The organism is Streptococcus sp. HMSC066E07, from assembly GCF_001814695.1.
Lineage (GTDB): Bacteria > Bacillota > Bacilli > Lactobacillales > Streptococcaceae > Streptococcus > Streptococcus hominis.
In genome coordinates, this window is sequence record NZ_KV817448.1 from 42,096 (window position 1) to 60,309 (window position 18,214).

Genomic DNA, 18,214 nt, shown 5'->3' on the forward strand with positions numbered 1-18,214 from the left:
GCGAAACCTCTAATAAAGATTGATGTCTCCGCTGACAGCTTGGATAGTAAGAGAATCTGTAGAAGCCGTTGCTTGGTGGTGGATTGTGTTGCCAATGATTTGGTGGCTCGGCTGGAGCTGGTCAGAAATAGAAATGTCTCCGTGCACCGTTTCGAGATCATAGCTGAAATCATGGTGCAGCAGATGAAGTGAAATATCTCCGCTAGTTGTTTGAATGAAAGTCTTACCAGCAATTTCTAAAGAATGCGTATCGAAATCCCCTGACACAAGAGACAGCTTACAATCCGTCAATTCGGCATGTGCCAGATGGATATCGCCACTAGTAAGGGTCACATCGGTCTGTTGTAATTGACAATGCCGCATGGACAGATCGCCACTTGAAAGCTCAATCGTTCCTTTTTGTGTTTGAAGATGAGATACAGCTACATCACCAGAAGTTGCTTGAAGTGAGAATGATTGAAGAATCTTGCCATTCGGGATTTGAATGCAAATGGGATGATTATCCAAACCGTTTTTCATGACATTAATAATCCAGTCCAAACCACTATAATGCGTGTTGCCTTTTTCTGTAATGTGCCACTTCTCGTTTTGAACAGTAGAAATGATTTGATTGTTGCCTTTTCCATTATAGTATTTGATGTGGAAAAAATCATCAGGTGAAGGCTCAATCAGAATATCTTGCGTGGTGACATCAATATGCAATTCAGAGATTGTTGCATAGTCTTCAAAGATATAAGCATTGTCGGTATATGATTGGTGATTGTGTGCAGATGACTGGTGTTGAGGACGAGTTGACGTTTCTTCTGCTTGATTTGCTGAAAGTGAGCGAATAATCTCTTCGGCTGCGTCTTTGGGATCTCCCAACTCCTCAATGACTTGTGCTTCATTTTCAGGTCCGGCTTCTTCAAAGTATTCCGTAAAATAATCCATTGCTTCTTTATAATCTGCTTCTGGCAATGTTTTCAAGTATTTCTCTAGTGCGGCTAAATAGTCAGTTTTTGTCATGGCGAATGCTCCCTTCTATGATACCGTTGACTGTCGCTGTATATAACTCCCACTCCCTTTTAAGGATGTTTAACTGCTTTCGTCCCTCTGGAGTAAGGGAGTAATACTTCCGTTTTCGACCTTGATATTCTTGCGAGTAAGTCGTTAAATAACGATTTTTTTCTAACTTTTTCAAAATAGGATATAAGGTTGATTCCTTGATATTGGCAATCAATTTAATCGTTTGGCTAACCTCATAGCCATAGGAATCTTCGCTTTCCAAAATCGCTAGAATGAGAAATTCAATCAAGGTAGAAGATGTTGGAAAATACATGAGCACCTCCTATATATAATATTTTTATATATAATTTTTCTATACATAGTATAGTTCTTTTTCTTTTTAAAGTCAAGAAAATATATAAAATTTTTATATATTATCAAAAGTTGCTGTTAGTAGACGTATTTTTTCAGCTAACTGTGTCAAGAAGTATCTGTAATTTGTCTAGGTTTGTTGTAAATAAACCTTAATTCTAACTGAATTCCTCAATTAAAGAATGTTTTGTATTGAAAAATAGCGTTAGAAAATGGTAAAATATACTAAGTCTTATCTAGAAGTAAGACAAAAGTGATGAATATGATGAAAAAACATAAAATAATTTTTAAATTTTTTGGACAGACGCTGCTTTATTTTGTGATATTTCTAGCGTTGCTTTATTTCTTTAATTATCTTGGTCAAGGCCAAGGTGGTTTTATCTATAATGAATTTTAGGAGCAGACTGTGACCAATTCAGTAATTAACGACATGATTGAAACGATTGAGCGCTTTGCTCAGTCTCAACCAGATTTTCCAGTTTACAATGTCCTCGGAGAAGCTCATACTTATCATGATTTGAAAGTGGACTCGGATTCGCTCGCTGCAAAGATTGATAGTCTTGCGCTTCCTGAAAAGTCACCAGTGGTGGTGTTTGGTGGACAAGAATACGACATGTTAGCAACCTTTGTAGCTTTGACGAAGTCAGGACATGCTTATATTCCGATTGATAGTCATTCAGCTCTGGAGCGCGTGACAGCGATTGTGGAAGTGGCACAGCCTAGTCTCATTATTGCAATCAATGACTTTCCGCTGAAAGATGTGACGATTCCGATTCTTGATGTAACAACAGTTCAAGTAGCTTTTGCAGCCAAACATCCTTACGAAATTACACACCCTGTTAAAGGTGATGCGAATTACTATATCATTTTCACCTCAGGAACGACTGGAAAGCCAAAGGGTGTGCAAATCTCGCACGATAATTTGCTTAGCTTTACCAACTGGATGATTACAGATAAGGAATTTGCGACTCCAGCTCGTCCGCAAATGTTGGCGCAGCCACCTTACTCTTTTGATTTATCGGTTATGTACTGGGCGCCAACCTTGGCACTTGGAGGAACACTTTTTGCAGTTCCGTCTGCCATTACGCAAGATTTCAAGCAGCTGTTTGAGACTATTTTGAACTTGCCAATCGCTATTTGGACATCCACGCCGTCTTTTGCAGACATGGCAATGCTGTCTGAAGATTTCAATGCTGAAAAAATGCCAGGCATTACACATTTCTACTTTGACGGAGAAGAATTGACGGTTAAAACGGCTCAAAAATTGCGTGACCGTTTTCCAAATGCACGTATTATCAATGCTTACGGTCCGACAGAAGCAACTGTGGCTCTATCTGCCGTTGCTATAACGGATGATATGCTGACAAATATGAAACGCTTGCCGATTGGCTATACCAAAGCAGATTCTCCAACTTTTGTGATTGATGAAGACGGAAACAAATTGCCAAATGGTGAGCAAGGAGAAATCATTATATCTGGACCAGCTGTATCAAAAGGCTATATGAACAATCCAGAGAAAACAGCCGAAGCATTTTTTGAGTTTGAAGGATTACCAGCTTATCATACAGGTGATGTTGGTACTATGACAGATGAAGGTTTACTGCTTTATGGCGGTCGTATGGATTTCCAAATCAAGTTCAATGGTTTTCGTATTGAATTAGAAGATGTTTCCCAAAACCTGAACAAGTCTCAATATGTGGACTCAGCTGTGGCTGTACCGCGTTACAATAAAGATCATAAAGTACAAAACCTTCTAGCCTATGTCATCCTGAAGGACGGGGTTAAGGAACAATTTGAGCGTGAAATTGACATCACCAAAGCTATCAAAGAAGATTTGCAAGATATTATGATGTCTTATATGATGCCTTCCAAATTCCTTTATCGGGATTCCTTGCCATTGACACCAAATGGTAAGATTGATATTAAAGGTTTGATTAGCGAGGTCAACAACCGATGATGGATTTCATAAGACAGCTTCCTCACTTGGAACCGTACGGGGATCCGCAGTATTTTGTTTATATCATTTTAGCCGTTTTGCCAATCTTTGTTGGTTTATTCTTCAAAAAAAGATTTCCCATTTACGAAGCTCTGGCCAGCTTTGCTTTTATCATTTTTATGCTGACTGGACCAAAGTTAACGCAAATTTATGCGTTACTGTTTTACGTTATTTGGCAGATGATTTGGGTTTGGTCTTACAAAATTTATCGAAAAGCAAGAGACAGCAAGTGGATATTCTACTTGCACATTGCTCTCTCTATCTTGCTGCTTTTCCTTGTAAAAGTGACGCCGGCGATTGATGGACATCAATCACTCTTAGGCTTTTTAGGAATTTCCTACTTAACTTTCCGTTCAGTAGGAATGATTATTGAGCTGCGAGATGGCGTACTAAAAGACTTTAGCTTATGGGATTTTCTACGTTTCATGCTCTTTATGCCGACTTTTTCAAGTGGGCCGATTGATCGTTTTAAGCGGTTCAATCAAGATTATGAAAATATCCCTGATCGTGATGAACTGCTAGATATGTTGGAGCAATCCGTTCAATACATAATGCTTGGCTTTCTATACAAGTTTATCTTAGCACATATTTTAGGCTCAATGATTTTGCCTCCTCTCAAGCAATATGCGGTGCAAATGGGTGGTATCTTCAACCTGCCAACTCTAGGAGTGATGTATGTATTTGGATTGGATTTATTTTTTGACTTTGCGGGTTATTCCATGTTTGCCCTCGCTATTTCCAATCTAATGGGCATTAAAAGTCCGATTAACTTTAATAAACCTTTCGTTTCGCGCGATTTGAAAGAGTTTTGGAATCGTTGGCACATGAGTCTGTCTTTCTGGTTCCGTGATTTTGTATTTATGCGGCTGGTCACAGTACTTATCCGAAATAAAGTATTTAAAAATCGGAACACCACTTCAAGCGTAGCTTATATCATCAACATGCTAGTCATGGGCTTTTGGCACGGGGTTACTTGGTATTACATTGCTTATGGACTCTTTCATGGTCTAGGGCTCGTTATCAATGACGCTTGGGTGCGAAAGAAGAAGACCGTCAATAAAGAACGGAAAAAGAAGAATTTGCCACCATTGCCAGACAACAAATGGACGCAAGCAGTGGGGATGTTTATCACTTTTAATGTTGTAATGTTTTCATTCTTAATCTTCTCAGGATTTTTGAATGACTTATGGTTTAAAAAATAAAAAAGGAGTTCTCTAATGGACGTAAAAGCAGAAGTATTAGAAATTATTGATGATTTATTTATGGAAGATGTATCAGACATGATGGACGAAGATTTGTTTGATGCAGGAGTTCTGGACAGTATGGGAACGGTTGAATTGATTGTTGAATTAGAAAACCGTTTTGACATTCATGTTCCCGTCTCAGAATTTGGTCGTGATGATTGGAATACTACTAATAAAATTATTGAAGGCGTGATGGAGCTTCGCAATGCTTAAACGATTGTGGCTCATTTTAGGTCCCGTTTTTTGTGCCTTTTTGATGGTCGTGGCTTTACTGTTTTTCTATCCAACGAAGCAGCAACATGATTACCAAGCTGAAAAGCGCTCAGCTGTTACTTTGACGGCAGGAAGTTTCAAGGGAAGAACGCAAAAAGTACGTGCTTTGACAGATAAGAAGCACCGCTTTGTTCCTTACTTTGGTTCAAGTGAATGGCTGCGCTTTGACAGCATGCATCCTGCGGTTTTGTCAGAAAAATATAAGCGTAATTATCGTCCGTATTTTTTAGGACAACGAGGAGCCGCATCTCTTACGCAATATTTTGGCATGCAGCAAATGCTTCCGCAGTTAAAAAATAAGCCAGCTGTCTATGTTGTCTCTCCTCAATGGTTTACTAAAAAAGGCTACAGTCCAGCAGCATTTCAACAATATTTCAATAGTGACCAATTGACTAGTTTCTTGCGCCAGCAAGAAGGAGACATTGATGCTCAATATGCGGCGAAGCGCCTCCTGCAACTGTATCCTACGGTGGCTATGAAAGACAATGTAAAAAAAGTCGCTGCTAATCAGAAACTGTCAAATTTTGACAAGCAATATATTCGTCTTATTAGTCGTTTGAATCAGCGGGAGGATGCTCTTTTTAGCTCACTATTTGCCGAACGCAATGCAAATTATGAAAAATTGGTTCAGCCTCAAGTCAAGCGTTTACCAGATAAATTTTCCTACGAGGATTTAGAAAAATTTGCTATTAAAGATGCGCAAAAAAATACTAACAATAATAACTTAGGAATTGATAATAAGTTCTATCGTCGTCGTTTGCGAAAGCATTTAAAGAAGCTCAAAGGTGCGCAGGGAAAGCTATCCTATGTCAAGTCTCCTGAGTATAATGACTTACAGCTTGTTTTGAAGCAATTTGCCAAGTCAAAAACGAATCCAATCTTTGTTATTCCCCCTGTCAATGCAAAATGGATGGCCTATACTGGTTTGAGTCAAGAAAAGTACCAACAAGCGGTGAAGAAAATTCGTTATCAGTTGGAAAGCCAAGGTTTTACCAATATTGCAGACTTTTCAAACGATGGTGGAAAACCTTATTTTATGCAGGACACCATTCACATGGGCTGGCTTGGCTGGCTGGCGTTTGATAAGGCTGTCAATCCTTTTATTTCCAATCCAAAGCCTGCTCCGACTTACCGGATGAATGATCGATTCTTCAGCAAAGAATGGGCAAATTATGACGGAGCAATTGAGAATTTTAAATAAGAAAAAGAAAACACGAACAAAGATTTTAACTAGTTGGTTGCTAGTTTGCTTGTCCGTGTTTTATTTTGGGGAACTATATAGCAGTTTACACCAATTACAATATGTAGTATTTTAAAACAAGATTTTGTAAATTTGACAACTATACTTTGCGGTTGTGTAAACAGGTATATAATTTCCTTAATTTTTATATGGAGAACTAGAGAATTTTATGAATCCGTTCATTTTTCTATTGTATTTTGGAAAGATAGCTGTTAATCCAAGACGTATTGCTTTATTGCTTGAGCGACACCATGATTGTTATTGGTGTGGGTAACGGCTGCAGCTTGCTCTTTGACTGCTTTAGGAGCATTTCCCATAGCCACTCCTAATCCGGCCAATTTCAGCATGGGGAGATCGTTGAAGTTATCACCGATTGCCATGACTTGCTGGAGAGGGATTTGGTAAAAATGAGCAATCTCTTGAAGAGCATTTTCCTTAGAAACCTGTTTAGCTGTAACTTCTAGATAATTCTCTTTTGAAAGATAAAAGGTTGTTTTAGGAAAATCTGTGTTTTGCAGATAGTCGTGAAGATTTTGGATGGTGATCGCTTCACCTATCAGAAGAAGTTTGTGAATAGAAGCACAATGTTCTACAACAGAAACTAGAGATTGAAGGATAGGATTTTCACCGGTAATATCTGCTTCTTCCTGAGCCCATTTGTCAATCTGTTCAGCAAACCAATCCTTTCCTGAATAGAGATTGATAGCTACAGCTGGAAACTTCTCTTGGACGAGCTCTAGCAGACAACGAACTTCTTTTTTATCTAAAGCGTGTTCCATTAAAATATCATAATTCTGAGGATTTCCTTTGATGACAAGAGCGCCATTGTAGCAAGCCAATGGATTGTCAATGAGACCAAGCTGCTGTGCGATTGGCTCCATGCCAAGTGGTGAACGTGCAGATGCCAACACAAAAGGGATTCCTTTTTCCTGCAAAAGAGGAAGCTGTGTTTTTAGCTGATAATCAACTTGGTGTTGGTCATTTAAAATAGTACCGTCAATATCGCTTATGACAAGGCGGATAGGTCGTTTGTTCATAAAATTTCTTCTTTATAAGCATGATATCATTGTGGGGTGATAATCAGAATGTTCATTTTTCTTCTTTGTTATTATTTTAACACAAAAAAGAATTTTTGAAAGCGATTTAGCTGTTTTCTATTAAGACAAATTTAAGCAAAACAAGGTATCTTATAACTAATCCTAAAAAAACTTTTTTCATCATAATCTCCTAAACAAAAAAGCAGTCTTTCTCGATTGCTTTTTTGTATGGAATTCATGTTATAATGAAATCATGTTATCAAAAGAATTTAAACACATCATGCAGACAGATACAGTCGCAACGGCTAAGTCCTTGTTAGGTATGCAATTGTGCTTAGACGGACAAGTGTTGGGACGAATTGTTGAGACAGAAGCCTATTTGGGAGCTAAAGATAGTGCTTGTCATAGTGCGCATGGCAAACGAACATCGAAAAACGAGTCTATGTACTTATCTGCTGGACACTGGTATGTCTATCAAATCTACGGACATCAAATGTTGAATCTAGTCACAAGAGCTGAGAATGTCGCAGAAGCAGTCTTGATTCGAGCCTTGGAATTGCCAGACGGGACATTGCTTGCCAACGGCCCAGGAAAATTAACCAAATTTGCAGGGATTACCAAGGAATTTGATGGTCAAGGTTTGACCACTTCAAGATTGCAATTGGTAGAAAATGCTGTCCCGTTTCAAATTGGCTCGCGCTCTCGAATTGGCGTGACCTGTACAGATGAATGGCGAGCTGCGCCTCTAGGCTTTTATGTTATGGGCAATCGGCATGTTTCTAAAATTTCGAAGGTAGGTTTATTGCCAGATTCTAAGACATGGAAAATAGATAATTAAAAAAACAGAGTGGAGAAAAGAGCCCAACAACTGAAAAAGGTTCACTCTCCATTCTGTTTTTGATTTTTATAAAATTTTATCAGATTTCTCTACATAAAAGAGGGCAATAATCATAATGATTGTAAGAATGAGCAAGACACATACAGCAGGTAGCCAAGAATGGAAGAAATCGGCACTATAACCAAATAGAGCTGGTCCAAAAGCAGCTAGTAAATAACCACCTGTTTGTGCTAAGCCAGATAGCTGAGCAGTTTGTTCAGGGCTACTCGTTTTTGTTGAAAAAGTAACCATAAGATATGGGAAAAGAGCACTCACAGCTGACCCAATGAGGATATTGGCAATAAGCCAATAAAAGAAATCATTCGTTTGAATTAAGAGCATGCTAATACCAAGGACACCCGCAGCAGAGATAATTGCTAACATTATCATACGATGACGAGGAGACAGCCGTGTTGTCAAGCTAGGAATGGTCATTGAAAAAGGTAGACTAATCAAGTTAAAGACAGAGGCTAAAACTCCAGCAGAAGCATTTGAAATGCCGGCTTGTGTTGCCATAGTTGGTAGCCAGGTTAGGCAAGTATAAAAAAGCAATGATTGCAAGCCACCAAAAATAATAATAGCCCAAACTTTTTTATTTTTCCAGATAGAGCTACCTTGGTGCTCTTTATTTTTGTTCACTAAGAAATGGTTATAAGATGTATTTGGTAGCCAAATCAAAAATGCTAAAAGACAAACCATTGTCAAAAAAAGGACAAGACCTTGCCATGAAGTTGCTTTTGTTATCGGCACTGCAATAGAAGAAGCAATAGCGGTTGATAGCCCCATAGAGGTTACATACATGGTTGTCAAGAGTCCAATCCGATGCGGTTGATTGGCTTGGATGACACTTGGAAGTAAAACATTAAGTACTGCAATGGAAACTCCAATGAGAATCGTCCCCACATAAAGAAGTGGTAGATTAAAAATCCGAATGAAGGATCCAATGGTAAGCAGAGCAAGGACGAGAGTAAAAAGCCGTTCGAGCCCAATTTTGCTCGCTAAACGCGCCGAAAATGAAGAGCAGAGAGCAAACATGATTAAGGGCAGACTGGTCAAAAGACCGAGGGAACTAACTGAAACATGAAGCCCGTTGGCAATGTCTGTTAAGACAGTTGGAAGCGTTGTAAAGGGCGTCCGCAAAGCGACACCCACCATGATAATTCCTGGTAATAAAAAGATAGAATGTTGTTTTTTCATAAATTCTCCTAGAAGGGTTCTTAAAAAAATTATACCATAGCGATAACCAAAATTATAGCCCTATATTAGTGCATTAGCTCAAGATAGTAGGCTGTAATAGTGGCTTCATCGATTTTATTTCGTTGTCCCAACCACCAAGTAACTGTTTCAATAAAAGTTGTCGTGACATAATTTTTTAAAAATGGTTCTGGTAGCTCAGACTTTTGTGCCAATAGCTTTTCATGAATGAGAGGAAAAAGATAATGCTCTAGTTCTAATTTTAAACGATTGGTAAAATAAATATTTTTAGACAATAATAAAGTAGCTATTTTATCTTGGTTTTTCCTGAAATGGTAAAAAATATGAGCTGTTGCGTCAAAAAGTTCACTTGCTTGGTAGCGCTCAACAAACGTATGCTGGAACAAATCTTGGCACATTTCTTCAAGTAGTGCCTCTTTTGTCTCAAAATGAGCATAGAAAGTCGACCGACCGACATCTGCAAGGTCAATGATTTCTTGAACTGTGAGGGATTCATAGCTTTTTTGATTCAAAAGAGTGAGAAAAGCCTGATAAATGGCTGCGCGTGATTTTTTAACTCGTCTATCCATCGTTTCCGAACAAATCTCCTTAAATGTACACTATCAAACGAAGCATTAGATTTGTTTCTTGTTTCCTCCGTTAAAATAGTAGATAATATAATTGAACAAAGTGTTTTGTTTTGAATACATTATATAATAAATAAAATCAAATCTCAATGTGCGATTAGAAGGAGACAATAATGAAATCAAGTAAAAATGTCTGGATTGCATTTCTGTTAAATTTTTCGTTTGCGATTATTGAATTTATCTTTGGAGCTCTATTTAACTCCAGTGCTGTACTGGCAGATGCGGTACATGATACAGGAGATGCCTTAGCGATTGGCTTGTCGGCGTTTTTTGAAAAAATTTCCAACAGACGAGATGATAAGAAATACACACTAGGGTATAAACGGTATAGTTTGCTGGGGGCTATGTTGACCTCTACCATTTTGATAGTGGGATCTATTCTCATTCTGGTTGAAAATGTTCCCAAGCTGTTTGCGCCTGAACGGGTGAACTACGACGGTATGCTTGTCTTAGGAATTTTTGCAATTGTAATCAACTTTGCAGCCAGCAGAGTGGTTAGCCATGGACATACACACAATGAATCCATTCTGAGTCTGCATTTCTTAGAAGATATTTTAGGCTGGTTGGCTGTAATCTTCGTATCCTTTATTCTTCGCTTTACAAACTGGTATTTCCTTGACCCATTGCTTTCGCTCATCATTTCGACTTTTATCTTGAGTAAAGCACTGCCAAAGTTTTGGGAAAATGTTCAAATCTTTCTTGATCACGTACCGAGTGATGTGAACTTGAATGATCTTTATGCAGAGATTCAAACAATCGAGAATATCCAAACAATCACTCAGCTAAATGTTTGGACAACCGATGGGCTAGAAAAATTTGCGATGATTCATATTTGCATGAAACATCTCGAACAACAAGCAGAAACTCAGCAGCGCATTCGCCAACATCTCAAAATGTATGGAATTACAAAAGTAACCATTCAGACAGACGAAAGTTTAGATGAGCATGAAGAATGCTGTATTGGTGAGCAACAGTGAGAAATAAAGAGTTTAAGACAGATGTTTTAAACTCTTTATTTTTATGTTTTCTTTTTTATGATTGTTGAAAATTCTACTTTCATAAGATGGTTGATTATTTTACTTATAAATTAAAATATGGAAACTAGTATCACGTATATTAAATGTAAGAATCAGCAAGGTAGCTCATTGTATCATACAGAAATTTCAATGTTCCTGCAAGGTGGTTCAAGTCAGTCTGCGAAATACAACAAAAAAAGTGGAAAACCTTATAAAGATATTGATGACTTAGTTGATTTTGGCAGACCTGTTCACATAGTTCCTCACATGTTTCGACATAGCTTTGTTTCAGTTATGGCAGATAAAAATGTAAGTCTAAACGTGATTCGAAAATTTGTAGGACATTCAGAGGATAGTAGAGAGATAGAAAAAATCTATCTTCATGTTATGCAAAAAGGAAAGGATAAGATTGAACAAGCCATGATAGATTTAGCTAAAATTATCTCTTAATGATTATAATCACTTAAAATTCAGTTATTTTATTGAAAATAAAAGAAATTCTTGAAATCGTCAACCTTTTTGTATATAATTAATATGACACCATATATAGTGTCGCTATAAATGAGGTACATCATGGGCAAGGAAAAAGAGTTGCAAAAAATAAAAAATAACCCCAAATCTGTTACCCCTGAACGCTTAGAATCTCTGTGTAAAAAATATGGTTTTATGTGGAAGCAAGGAACCAATCATTCAATAACCTCTCATGCCTTGTTGGAAGAAAGTTATCCAATACCGCGACATAAGCCAATAAAGCCAGTTTATGTGAAAAAGGTTATAAAAATGATTGAGAAAGTGATAGAATTGGAGGAGGGTTTAAATGATGAAAGATAAAGAATATTATCTTGGATTGAACTATCCGATTTTAATTGAAAAAATTTATGATGAGGGTGAATTATTGTTTACTGCCTCTATTAAAGAGTTACCAGGACTAATCGTTTATGGTGAATCTTTAGAAGAAGTTTATGATGAAATTGAATTAGCTAAAGCAGACTGGATTGAGGCCAATCTTGAGTGGGGGAGAAAAATTAAAGAACCTCTTGAGAACTCTCTGGAAGAGTATAGTGGAAAAATAACGCTAAGATTACCTAAAACATTACATAGAGATGTTAAAGAACGCTCTGAAATTGAAGGAGTCAGTTTAAATCAAACTATAGTACAATTGATTAACGATGGGTTATTCAAACAAACTCAAAATGTTGTTGAACAGCTAACAGAGCAATTTAAAGATATGACTAAAAAAATTAGTCAAACCATTGTGGAAAAGGTTTCTACACCAGAGCAACATATTCACCAAACAATCATTATAAAAAATCAATCTGAAAAAATACAACCATATAAAGAGCAGAATATTACTAATAATAGATTACAAGATAATAAAGTAGTTTCATGGTCTATTGGAGGTTAAAATGAAGTCAAAAAATATTGAGATAAGAAGGATAACATTTAGTAAATTCGAATTTAATATTCATAACACAGGAGAAGTTGAAGAAGATGGAAGAGCCTCAATTAATTTAAATCTTCCTGACAGAGAAGAAGGACAAGAGAATCAACTTATTCTGATAAAGATGGAAATTTCTTACCCAGATAGTCAGTATCGAGTTATTGCTGACATTGATGCCATATATTCGGTCTTAGCTTCAGATTTACCAGAAGATATTTCGCAGGATAATGAATTTCAACAAGCACTTATTACACCAATGATAGAGAAGTTTAGATTATATATTGGTATGTTTTCTGAGGGTGCATATGGAGCTGTTCTGATACCAAATTTAGATTTTAATCAAGACTAGAAGTTATCCGTTTTTTTATTATTCATATATCATTATGGAATATTTAATCAGTTAAAATTCAGTTATTTTGCTAAAGCCAAAAGAAAAAGCCTTTGAAACGTTGATTTCATAGGCTTTTTTAATCTCAATTATTTCACCTCTGTAAGAGTTAAATAATTTCTATTTTAGCTGTTAGAAACGTTGGTACATCAATGTTTCTAGAATGCTACATAATAAAAGGTAGAGTGAATGGTAGAGTAGTTATTGCGTTAGCTCAGCAATCTTTTCAAGATAAATCCCCACAGCTTCTAACTTTCGTTGTGGTGCTAATTCAGCGTAAGTATCCATTGTAGTTGAAATGGATTTATGTCCCATTCTGACTTGGAGTTCTTTCCAATTTGTTCCAGCATTAAGTAGCATTGAAGCATGAGTATGTCGGAATAAATGGAAACCATAGTTTGGTAATCCAAGACCTACTAACCTTTTCTTAAGAGTTGTTCTCTCGTTTCTGTCACACATATAGTTCCCATAGATTGTAGGGAAAATCAGTTTTGTTCTATGTCTGTTGTGCAATTCAAGATACTTGTTCATTTCGTGGTGGAAATCTCTGAGTTTTTCTATTATGGGGGGAGGGACAGGGACAGAGCGATTTCCTGCATCAGTTTTTGGTGTAGCTTTACAGATAACTTCCCCTTTTGTCCCATCTTTTTTATTTGCGGTTTTCCACATCAATGTTTTACTGACGTTAATAGAAGAATTTTCAAAATCTAGGTCATCAATCGTCAATGCAAGTAATTCATTTATTCGCAAAGCGGAGGCTAATAGAGTATTACAAATTAACTTAAATCTACGATTGGCTCTATTGTTATCTAAACTTTCAAGATAATTAAGCCATATTACAAGACCATCATCATGTAATACCATGATGCGTTGCTTATTTGATTTTGGCTTAGGTGGTATCTTAACAGTGCTAACAGGATTAGTGATTAGTCCATAGTTTGTAATTCCATAGTCAAAAATATCTTTCAACTTATGGATAACAGCACCAAAATCTTTAGCACTACCTTTATCAGCACGCTTTATACCAGATTCAATGGACTCTTTTGATTTCTTTGCCAAATCGTTTAACCAAAGCTGGATATCCGCAGATTCAATTTTATCTGGTTTGTAATCTCCAAATTTAGGGATAATATAATTATCAAGATAACCTCTTACTCTGTTCAGAGTATTATGCGAGTTAACCCAGGTTTTATATGATTTAAACCATTCTTCAGCTAAATCTTCCAGTGTATCAATGACGATAACTTTTTCTCGTGTTGAGCCATTTTTTTCAAATTCTAGTCGTGCTTGAATGATTGCTCTATCTAACTGTTTTAGTGTCTTGGCTGTAATGGTAGTAGTGACTTGCTTACCAGTTTTGATATCTTTTCCCAGAAATGTCCCCTTCAAAGTGTATGAGATGGACCTATCTTTTTTGATTTTTTTAATGACTTTTTTGCCATTATGAATAATTGTTTCAGTTTCCATATTTGCCTTTCTTCATGGATATTGAAGTAGGCTAAAATAGTTACCACTCTTTCTTTTAGATAAAACTATTTTAGCACAAATTTTCAGAATTAGGATTGTAAAAAGTTGATAATATCATCTAGTAGATAGAAGACGGTTCGAGTTCCCTCTATAGGAGGTTCTAATCTTTTTAATCCTTTTTGTTCCCAAGTTTTTAGTGTGTTTGGGGAGATATTTAGCTGTTTTAGCAATTCTCGCTGTTGTATTATCTTTAGTGGTATGTTCTGTTCTTTGATTTGAATGAGTTTGATAAGTGTTTGCAATAATTGTTCAATTTGTTCTAATTTTTCGTTATTCATTATTCTCTTTCTCCTCTGTGTTTGAATTATGGAGTCGATTAGGATTGTATCTTCGTGAATCTAGGTATTTGGCGAAGAAATATGTACGTTCAATGATAAGCCCTAATAAATTGGTATTGTTTGCTCGGGCATACCAGACCAATTCTTCAAATTCGGTAAAGTCGTTCTCTTCGATAATATCAACTACTTCATGTATAAAATCCGAGGAGTTCATCTCCATCAAGAATTTTTCTAAATTAAAGCCGCAACCGACTTCAATATCCTCAATGTTGTAGGGGGTCTTATCTGGATTTTCCGCATGGGTAAAGTAGTCAAATAAACCAGTGGGAGACATAACTACCTCCACATGTGCTGGACCGTTTAGTTTGTCACTGATGATATTTGATACTTGTGAATAGCTTTTCAGTGAATCAAAGAAGAAAGCACCGTGTTTGTGCGATTTCTTGAACTCTCCCGTCTGTCTATTAACGTCCTTATCGTGCCAAGGACTAAGAATAAACGGAATATGGAGTTCCTCTAATATATTCAAGTAGTTCTCTGGTGCGCTTTCCTCGTAGAAGAGAAAAGTCCATTTGGTTGAGCGCTGTTCTTTTGCCATAGGCAGTTACCTCATTTCTTTTGGGTTCTATTACTAAGGAGAAATGACAGGTCGTATGCAAAGTTTTTTTGAAAAAATTGAATTTTTTGTGATTATTGATTATTGACCTATTGGGGGTCGTAGTCACCCCAATAGGTCATGATAGAAAAGAATATAAAAAGGGGCTGTCTGGCTTTTGCTTAACGCAAGCCACAGCCCCAAGGGATTAACGTTTTTGTCCAGTGAACCACAATTGGTTACGAACTCGAATAGGAGAGGAGAAATAATAGTCTGCGTGTTGGCTGACGATTTCTTCTTTTAATTGTGCTTCCATCTCTTTTAGAATTTTTTGCCCTTGTTGGTCTCTAGGGACTTTTAGAAAAATAGTGATGGTATCTTTTCGTATATCTACGATACACTTACGAACAGCTCGGTTAAATCCGTTATGGATTGGGTTGATAGTAGTAACCGTCTGATGTTCAAGATTGCTTATCTTCTGTACTCGTTCACGCTGAAACAGGAAGTGTCGCAACAGAAAAGTGTGATAGACAGATTGGATATAGTTCCAAAGACTATCTGTTTTCAACCGTTGTATTATTTCTAATCCAACCAAAAATAAGGCAAGTAGAAGAGAAATAAGTGCAAATCCATGACAAACGGAACTAATGATATCCGTAATACTTTTGACCGTATCTAAATTGACAAACGTGATATTTGTTAGTTGAACGGAAAGATAATTGAATAACCATCCAAATGCAGAACAGATAGGTGCAAATAGAAATAAATATAGTATGAGATTAAAACTTCTCATAAAGTAGGTTTTATTGGTCATAGAATACCTCGTTTAGTGTAGTAGGTTGGACAGAGTAAGGGTAGAACTTGATAAGGGTGTTCATTGTCTATAACTTGAATGATACCTGTCCCATGTCCTGTTGGAATGACAATCCCCTCTGGGTCTAGGTCTGGAAATAAAAATTGAGTAGTTTTCTGATTGATATTTCCAATTTGTAACAATACGTTTAGCTGTTCCCTCACCGATATAGGAATGGTATTGTGGTCAAAACGCTGGCTTACTAAAAACAGATGGATTTTTGTAGCACGTCCTAACAAGGCAATCTGTGAGAGTAAGGAGAAAAAGGCTTCTTTGATACTCTTATTGACTCCCTCGGATAAAGCTAGGACTTCGTCAATAACAATAGTTAGATGGGCAAATTGATGATTGGGATTATCATATAAGATAGCTTGTCGTTTCTGAATGAGAGTTGCACACTGGCTTAATTGTTCATTAACCTGTGAGACAAAATCTGATTTTGAACGGTTTTCAACAGGGTGGATAACCGCAATGTGATTTTCCCTTGCCCATCGACTTGGTGTATCAAATTTAGGGTCAATGATAATCAAGTCAGACATATGCTTCAGTACACTCAAGAAGTAAGTGAGAGCGTACGATTTCCCAGAACCTGAATTTCCAGCAATAGCCCAGTGATTGACCCTATCTAAATTGAGTTCAAAGTGCTTCATGACAGGGATTTTCCCATGTGTTAAGCTGGCTGAAAACTTATCCAAATCAGGAATTGCCAACCGTTCTGAAATTCCTTTTTTCCAAGGGAAGAATAAGCCACGTTGAATGTGTAAATCATCTGTTTCTAGGGGGACAAAGTAGGTAGCATTTTGTTTTAGAAGCGTATATTGTGGGTAAAGTGAAGCATTGGCAATCAGAAATATTTTCTTGTACAAGTCGTCATCGAGGATATAGGCGCACGGCAGGCGAGGGACAAAGACAAAGCCGTCTTCTTGAATAATGACGTTAAAAGAATTAGTATAGCTGGTTTCCCCCTGCATTAAAGCCCCCAGAGCCATGTTTAGGCTCTGGAGCAGGTAAGATTGCAGGAAAGATTGGTTCAGCACATCACGAGATTGTGAAGTCATTATCGAACCTCCTTGATACCATTTGCTTTGAAGTAAACGTTATATTTGACTTCGCAGGCTTGTAGGGTGTCAAATTGAATCATGGATTGAAAAGCTGGAAGCTCAATCGAATCTTCAAATTTTACTTGGAAAGGGTCTTGCCCTTCCTGTACAAACCATGCTTTATAGGCTACGATTTCGCCAGTTGGTTTTCCTTCTTCAAACCGTTGTTGTGGTTCAAGTTCGGTACTGAGTGAGTAAATCGGTTGTTTTTGACTGATAATTTTATCAGCCAATGTAGTTGTATAACCACCTTTTGTGGTTTTCATTTTGAATGCCATGGGGCTGTTCCTCCTTTATTATTGAGAAATAATACGAATGCGACTTGCTCGGTTTTGGTCGTGAGCTGGACATAGTTGTTTTAGTTGTATACCACCTCCTTATTACTAAGGAGAATGAGACAGTTAAACGCAAAGTTATTTGTTGAATTTTTAATTTTTTTAACAAAAAATCCAGCGCCTCTTAGCACTGGATTTAAGGTATTAGCGATAGTCTTCTAATAAAGAAGCTAATTTTTCAAGCGCTTTAGAATAATGAGATTTGACGGTTACATCACTCATTTTTTTATAGTGTTCACTGATATAGCGTGCCGTCGCCTTATAGCTACATCCTTGTTCAGCCACCATTTCAACAATTTTACTGTCAATTGCTGATAAGGATGCTTTAGCTTCACGAATAGCTTGTCTTAACTCTTCTAGGATTAAAGCCTCTTCGGGATTCAAATCAGAGCTTGCAACTACTTCATAGCGTTCACGTCGTTTACCGTCATTACGAGAGAGGCTCTCTTCAAGGCTTCTTTTATGGTGGTATCGGTCACGACGTTCAGCATTGCTTTGTTCTTGCTGGAGAAGACGACTTACTTCGTCCCAATTTTTAGCTTCAACAGCTTTTGCGATTTTTGCATCTCTGCGTTCTTTAACTTTATTGCTCATAATGATGAGCTCCTTTCCGTCCTTGGACAGAAGGAAACAAAATGAGCAAATATTGAACGCTGAGTATGCTAAAAGGCACAACAAAGAAACAGCGAAACAATTCTATGCAAGACATGACCTTTATCGTCATGTCATCATATTTGTTTCAATCTGTCCTTTGATGGCCATCAATTTGGACTATTAAAATTTATATCAAGAGTTTTTCTTGATATATTCAGTATAA

At 37.1% G+C, this 18,214-nt stretch carries 23 protein-coding genes; 11 read left to right on the top strand and 12 right to left on the bottom strand.

All coding sequences use genetic code 11. From position 1 onward, the window contains the following. Positions 1-9: 9 nt before the first annotated feature. Entirely contained in the window at positions 10-1,005 is a 996-nt protein-coding gene (locus HMPREF2984_RS05595) for a DUF4097 family beta strand repeat-containing protein (protein ID WP_070670734.1), read from the bottom strand. After that, on the bottom strand, positions 992-1,318 hold the full coding sequence (locus HMPREF2984_RS05600) for a PadR family transcriptional regulator (protein ID WP_070670735.1): 327 nt from the start codon (positions 1,316-1,318) through the stop codon (positions 992-994). The genes HMPREF2984_RS05595 and HMPREF2984_RS05600 overlap by 14 nt, the downstream gene beginning before the upstream one ends. Before the next feature lie 303 nt (positions 1,319-1,621). Between HMPREF2984_RS05600 and HMPREF2984_RS05605 the strand changes: the two genes are divergently transcribed. Genes HMPREF2984_RS05605 through dltD form a run of 5 tightly spaced genes read left to right on the top strand, consistent with a single transcriptional unit; the run spans position 1,622 to position 6,070 of the window. Then, positions 1,622-1,753, top strand: coding sequence for a teichoic acid D-Ala incorporation-associated protein DltX (locus tag HMPREF2984_RS05605; protein ID WP_003026731.1), 132 nt, complete (start codon positions 1,622-1,624; stop codon positions 1,751-1,753). Positions 1,754-1,762: 9 nt separating this feature from the next. Further along, on the top strand, positions 1,763-3,313 hold the full coding sequence (gene dltA / locus HMPREF2984_RS05610; protein WP_022525252.1) for a D-alanine--poly(phosphoribitol) ligase subunit DltA: 1,551 nt from the start codon (positions 1,763-1,765) through the stop codon (positions 3,311-3,313). Then, positions 3,310-4,554, top strand: a complete 1,245-nt coding sequence (dltB, locus tag HMPREF2984_RS05615; protein WP_070670737.1) for a D-alanyl-lipoteichoic acid biosynthesis protein DltB — start codon at positions 3,310-3,312, stop codon at positions 4,552-4,554. Before dltA ends, dltB begins: the two co-directional genes overlap by 4 nt. Positions 4,555-4,569: 15 nt before the next feature. Then, positions 4,570-4,809, top strand: coding sequence for a D-alanine--poly(phosphoribitol) ligase subunit DltC (gene dltC, locus HMPREF2984_RS05620; protein ID WP_070670739.1), 240 nt, complete (start codon positions 4,570-4,572; stop codon positions 4,807-4,809). Beyond that, a complete protein-coding gene (dltD, locus tag HMPREF2984_RS05625) occupies positions 4,802-6,070 on the top strand; it encodes a D-alanyl-lipoteichoic acid biosynthesis protein DltD (RefSeq protein ID WP_070670741.1) in 1,269 nt (422 codons plus the stop codon). Before dltC ends, dltD begins: the two co-directional genes overlap by 8 nt. Positions 6,071-6,321: 251 nt before the next feature. Here the strand turns inward: dltD and HMPREF2984_RS05630 are convergent, their stop codons facing one another. Then, on the bottom strand, positions 6,322-7,146 hold the full coding sequence (locus HMPREF2984_RS05630; protein ID WP_003040703.1) for a Cof-type HAD-IIB family hydrolase: 825 nt from the start codon (positions 7,144-7,146) through the stop codon (positions 6,322-6,324). Between the two features lie 253 nt (positions 7,147-7,399). Between HMPREF2984_RS05630 and HMPREF2984_RS05635 the strand changes: the two genes are divergently transcribed. Continuing rightward, positions 7,400-7,984, top strand: coding sequence for a DNA-3-methyladenine glycosylase (locus HMPREF2984_RS05635; protein ID WP_049533141.1), 585 nt, complete (start codon positions 7,400-7,402; stop codon positions 7,982-7,984). A 66-nt stretch (positions 7,985-8,050) separates the two neighbouring features. Here the strand turns inward: HMPREF2984_RS05635 and HMPREF2984_RS05640 are convergent, their stop codons facing one another. Then, positions 8,051-9,220: a CynX/NimT family MFS transporter gene (locus HMPREF2984_RS05640; RefSeq protein ID WP_049533140.1), complete on the bottom strand. Its 1,170-nt coding sequence runs from the start codon at positions 9,218-9,220 to the stop codon at positions 8,051-8,053. 65 nt (positions 9,221-9,285) lie between these two features. After that, entirely contained in the window at positions 9,286-9,807 is a 522-nt protein-coding gene (locus HMPREF2984_RS05645; protein WP_037566967.1) for a TetR/AcrR family transcriptional regulator, read from the bottom strand. Positions 9,808-9,977: 170 nt separating this feature from the next. Between HMPREF2984_RS05645 and HMPREF2984_RS05650 the strand changes: the two genes are divergently transcribed. From HMPREF2984_RS05650 to HMPREF2984_RS05670, 5 genes are all read left to right on the top strand, one after another. Continuing rightward, the gene (locus HMPREF2984_RS05650; RefSeq protein WP_049533139.1) at positions 9,978-10,841 is read left to right on the top strand and encodes a cation diffusion facilitator family transporter; all 864 of its coding nucleotides are present in this window, start codon (positions 9,978-9,980) and stop codon (positions 10,839-10,841) included. Positions 10,842-11,009: 168 nt separating this feature from the next. Beyond that, positions 11,010-11,330: a tyrosine-type recombinase/integrase gene (locus tag HMPREF2984_RS05655; protein ID WP_080977785.1), complete on the top strand. Its 321-nt coding sequence runs from the start codon at positions 11,010-11,012 to the stop codon at positions 11,328-11,330. Positions 11,331-11,453: 123 nt separating this feature from the next. Next, a complete protein-coding gene (locus tag HMPREF2984_RS05660; RefSeq protein ID WP_016397345.1) occupies positions 11,454-11,711 on the top strand; it encodes a hypothetical protein in 258 nt (85 codons plus the stop codon). After that, positions 11,698-12,285, top strand: coding sequence for a toxin-antitoxin system HicB family antitoxin (locus HMPREF2984_RS05665; RefSeq protein WP_049533398.1), 588 nt, complete (start codon positions 11,698-11,700; stop codon positions 12,283-12,285). The genes HMPREF2984_RS05660 and HMPREF2984_RS05665 overlap by 14 nt, the downstream gene beginning before the upstream one ends. A gap of 1 nt (position 12,286) precedes the next feature. Continuing rightward, positions 12,287-12,670, top strand: a complete 384-nt coding sequence (locus tag HMPREF2984_RS05670; protein WP_049533399.1) for a hypothetical protein — start codon at positions 12,287-12,289, stop codon at positions 12,668-12,670. Positions 12,671-12,910: 240 nt separating this feature from the next. On the opposite strand, the gene HMPREF2984_RS05675 is transcribed toward HMPREF2984_RS05670, so the two are convergent. The 7 genes from HMPREF2984_RS05675 to HMPREF2984_RS05705 all read right to left on the bottom strand — a co-directional run bounded on the left by HMPREF2984_RS05675 (position 12,911) and on the right by HMPREF2984_RS05705 (position 17,991). Continuing rightward, positions 12,911-14,176 (bottom strand): tyrosine-type recombinase/integrase, encoded by a 1,266-nt coding sequence (locus tag HMPREF2984_RS05675; protein WP_002931608.1) that lies wholly within the window; start codon positions 14,174-14,176, stop codon positions 12,911-12,913. Between the two features lie 89 nt (positions 14,177-14,265). Next, the gene (locus tag HMPREF2984_RS05680) at positions 14,266-14,514 is read right to left on the bottom strand and encodes a MerR family transcriptional regulator (protein ID WP_001058391.1); all 249 of its coding nucleotides are present in this window, start codon (positions 14,512-14,514) and stop codon (positions 14,266-14,268) included. Beyond that, positions 14,507-15,112: a replication protein gene (locus HMPREF2984_RS05685; protein ID WP_001040935.1), complete on the bottom strand. Its 606-nt coding sequence runs from the start codon at positions 15,110-15,112 to the stop codon at positions 14,507-14,509. The genes HMPREF2984_RS05680 and HMPREF2984_RS05685 overlap by 8 nt, the downstream gene beginning before the upstream one ends. Before the next feature lie 205 nt (positions 15,113-15,317). Continuing rightward, complete coding sequence (locus HMPREF2984_RS05690) at positions 15,318-15,923, bottom strand: hypothetical protein (RefSeq protein WP_000182709.1); 606 nt, start codon at positions 15,921-15,923, stop codon at positions 15,318-15,320. Beyond that, entirely contained in the window at positions 15,920-17,020 is a 1,101-nt protein-coding gene (locus HMPREF2984_RS05695; RefSeq protein ID WP_002931602.1) for a type IV secretion system DNA-binding domain-containing protein, read from the bottom strand. Before HMPREF2984_RS05695 ends, HMPREF2984_RS05690 begins: the two co-directional genes overlap by 4 nt. Next, positions 17,020-17,340 (bottom strand): hypothetical protein, encoded by a 321-nt coding sequence (locus HMPREF2984_RS05700; protein ID WP_002931600.1) that lies wholly within the window; start codon positions 17,338-17,340, stop codon positions 17,020-17,022. Before HMPREF2984_RS05700 ends, HMPREF2984_RS05695 begins: the two co-directional genes overlap by 1 nt. A 201-nt stretch (positions 17,341-17,541) precedes the next feature. Beyond that, complete coding sequence (locus HMPREF2984_RS05705) at positions 17,542-17,991, bottom strand: RNA polymerase sigma factor (protein WP_058669971.1); 450 nt, start codon at positions 17,989-17,991, stop codon at positions 17,542-17,544. Positions 17,992-18,214 lie beyond the last annotated feature (223 nt).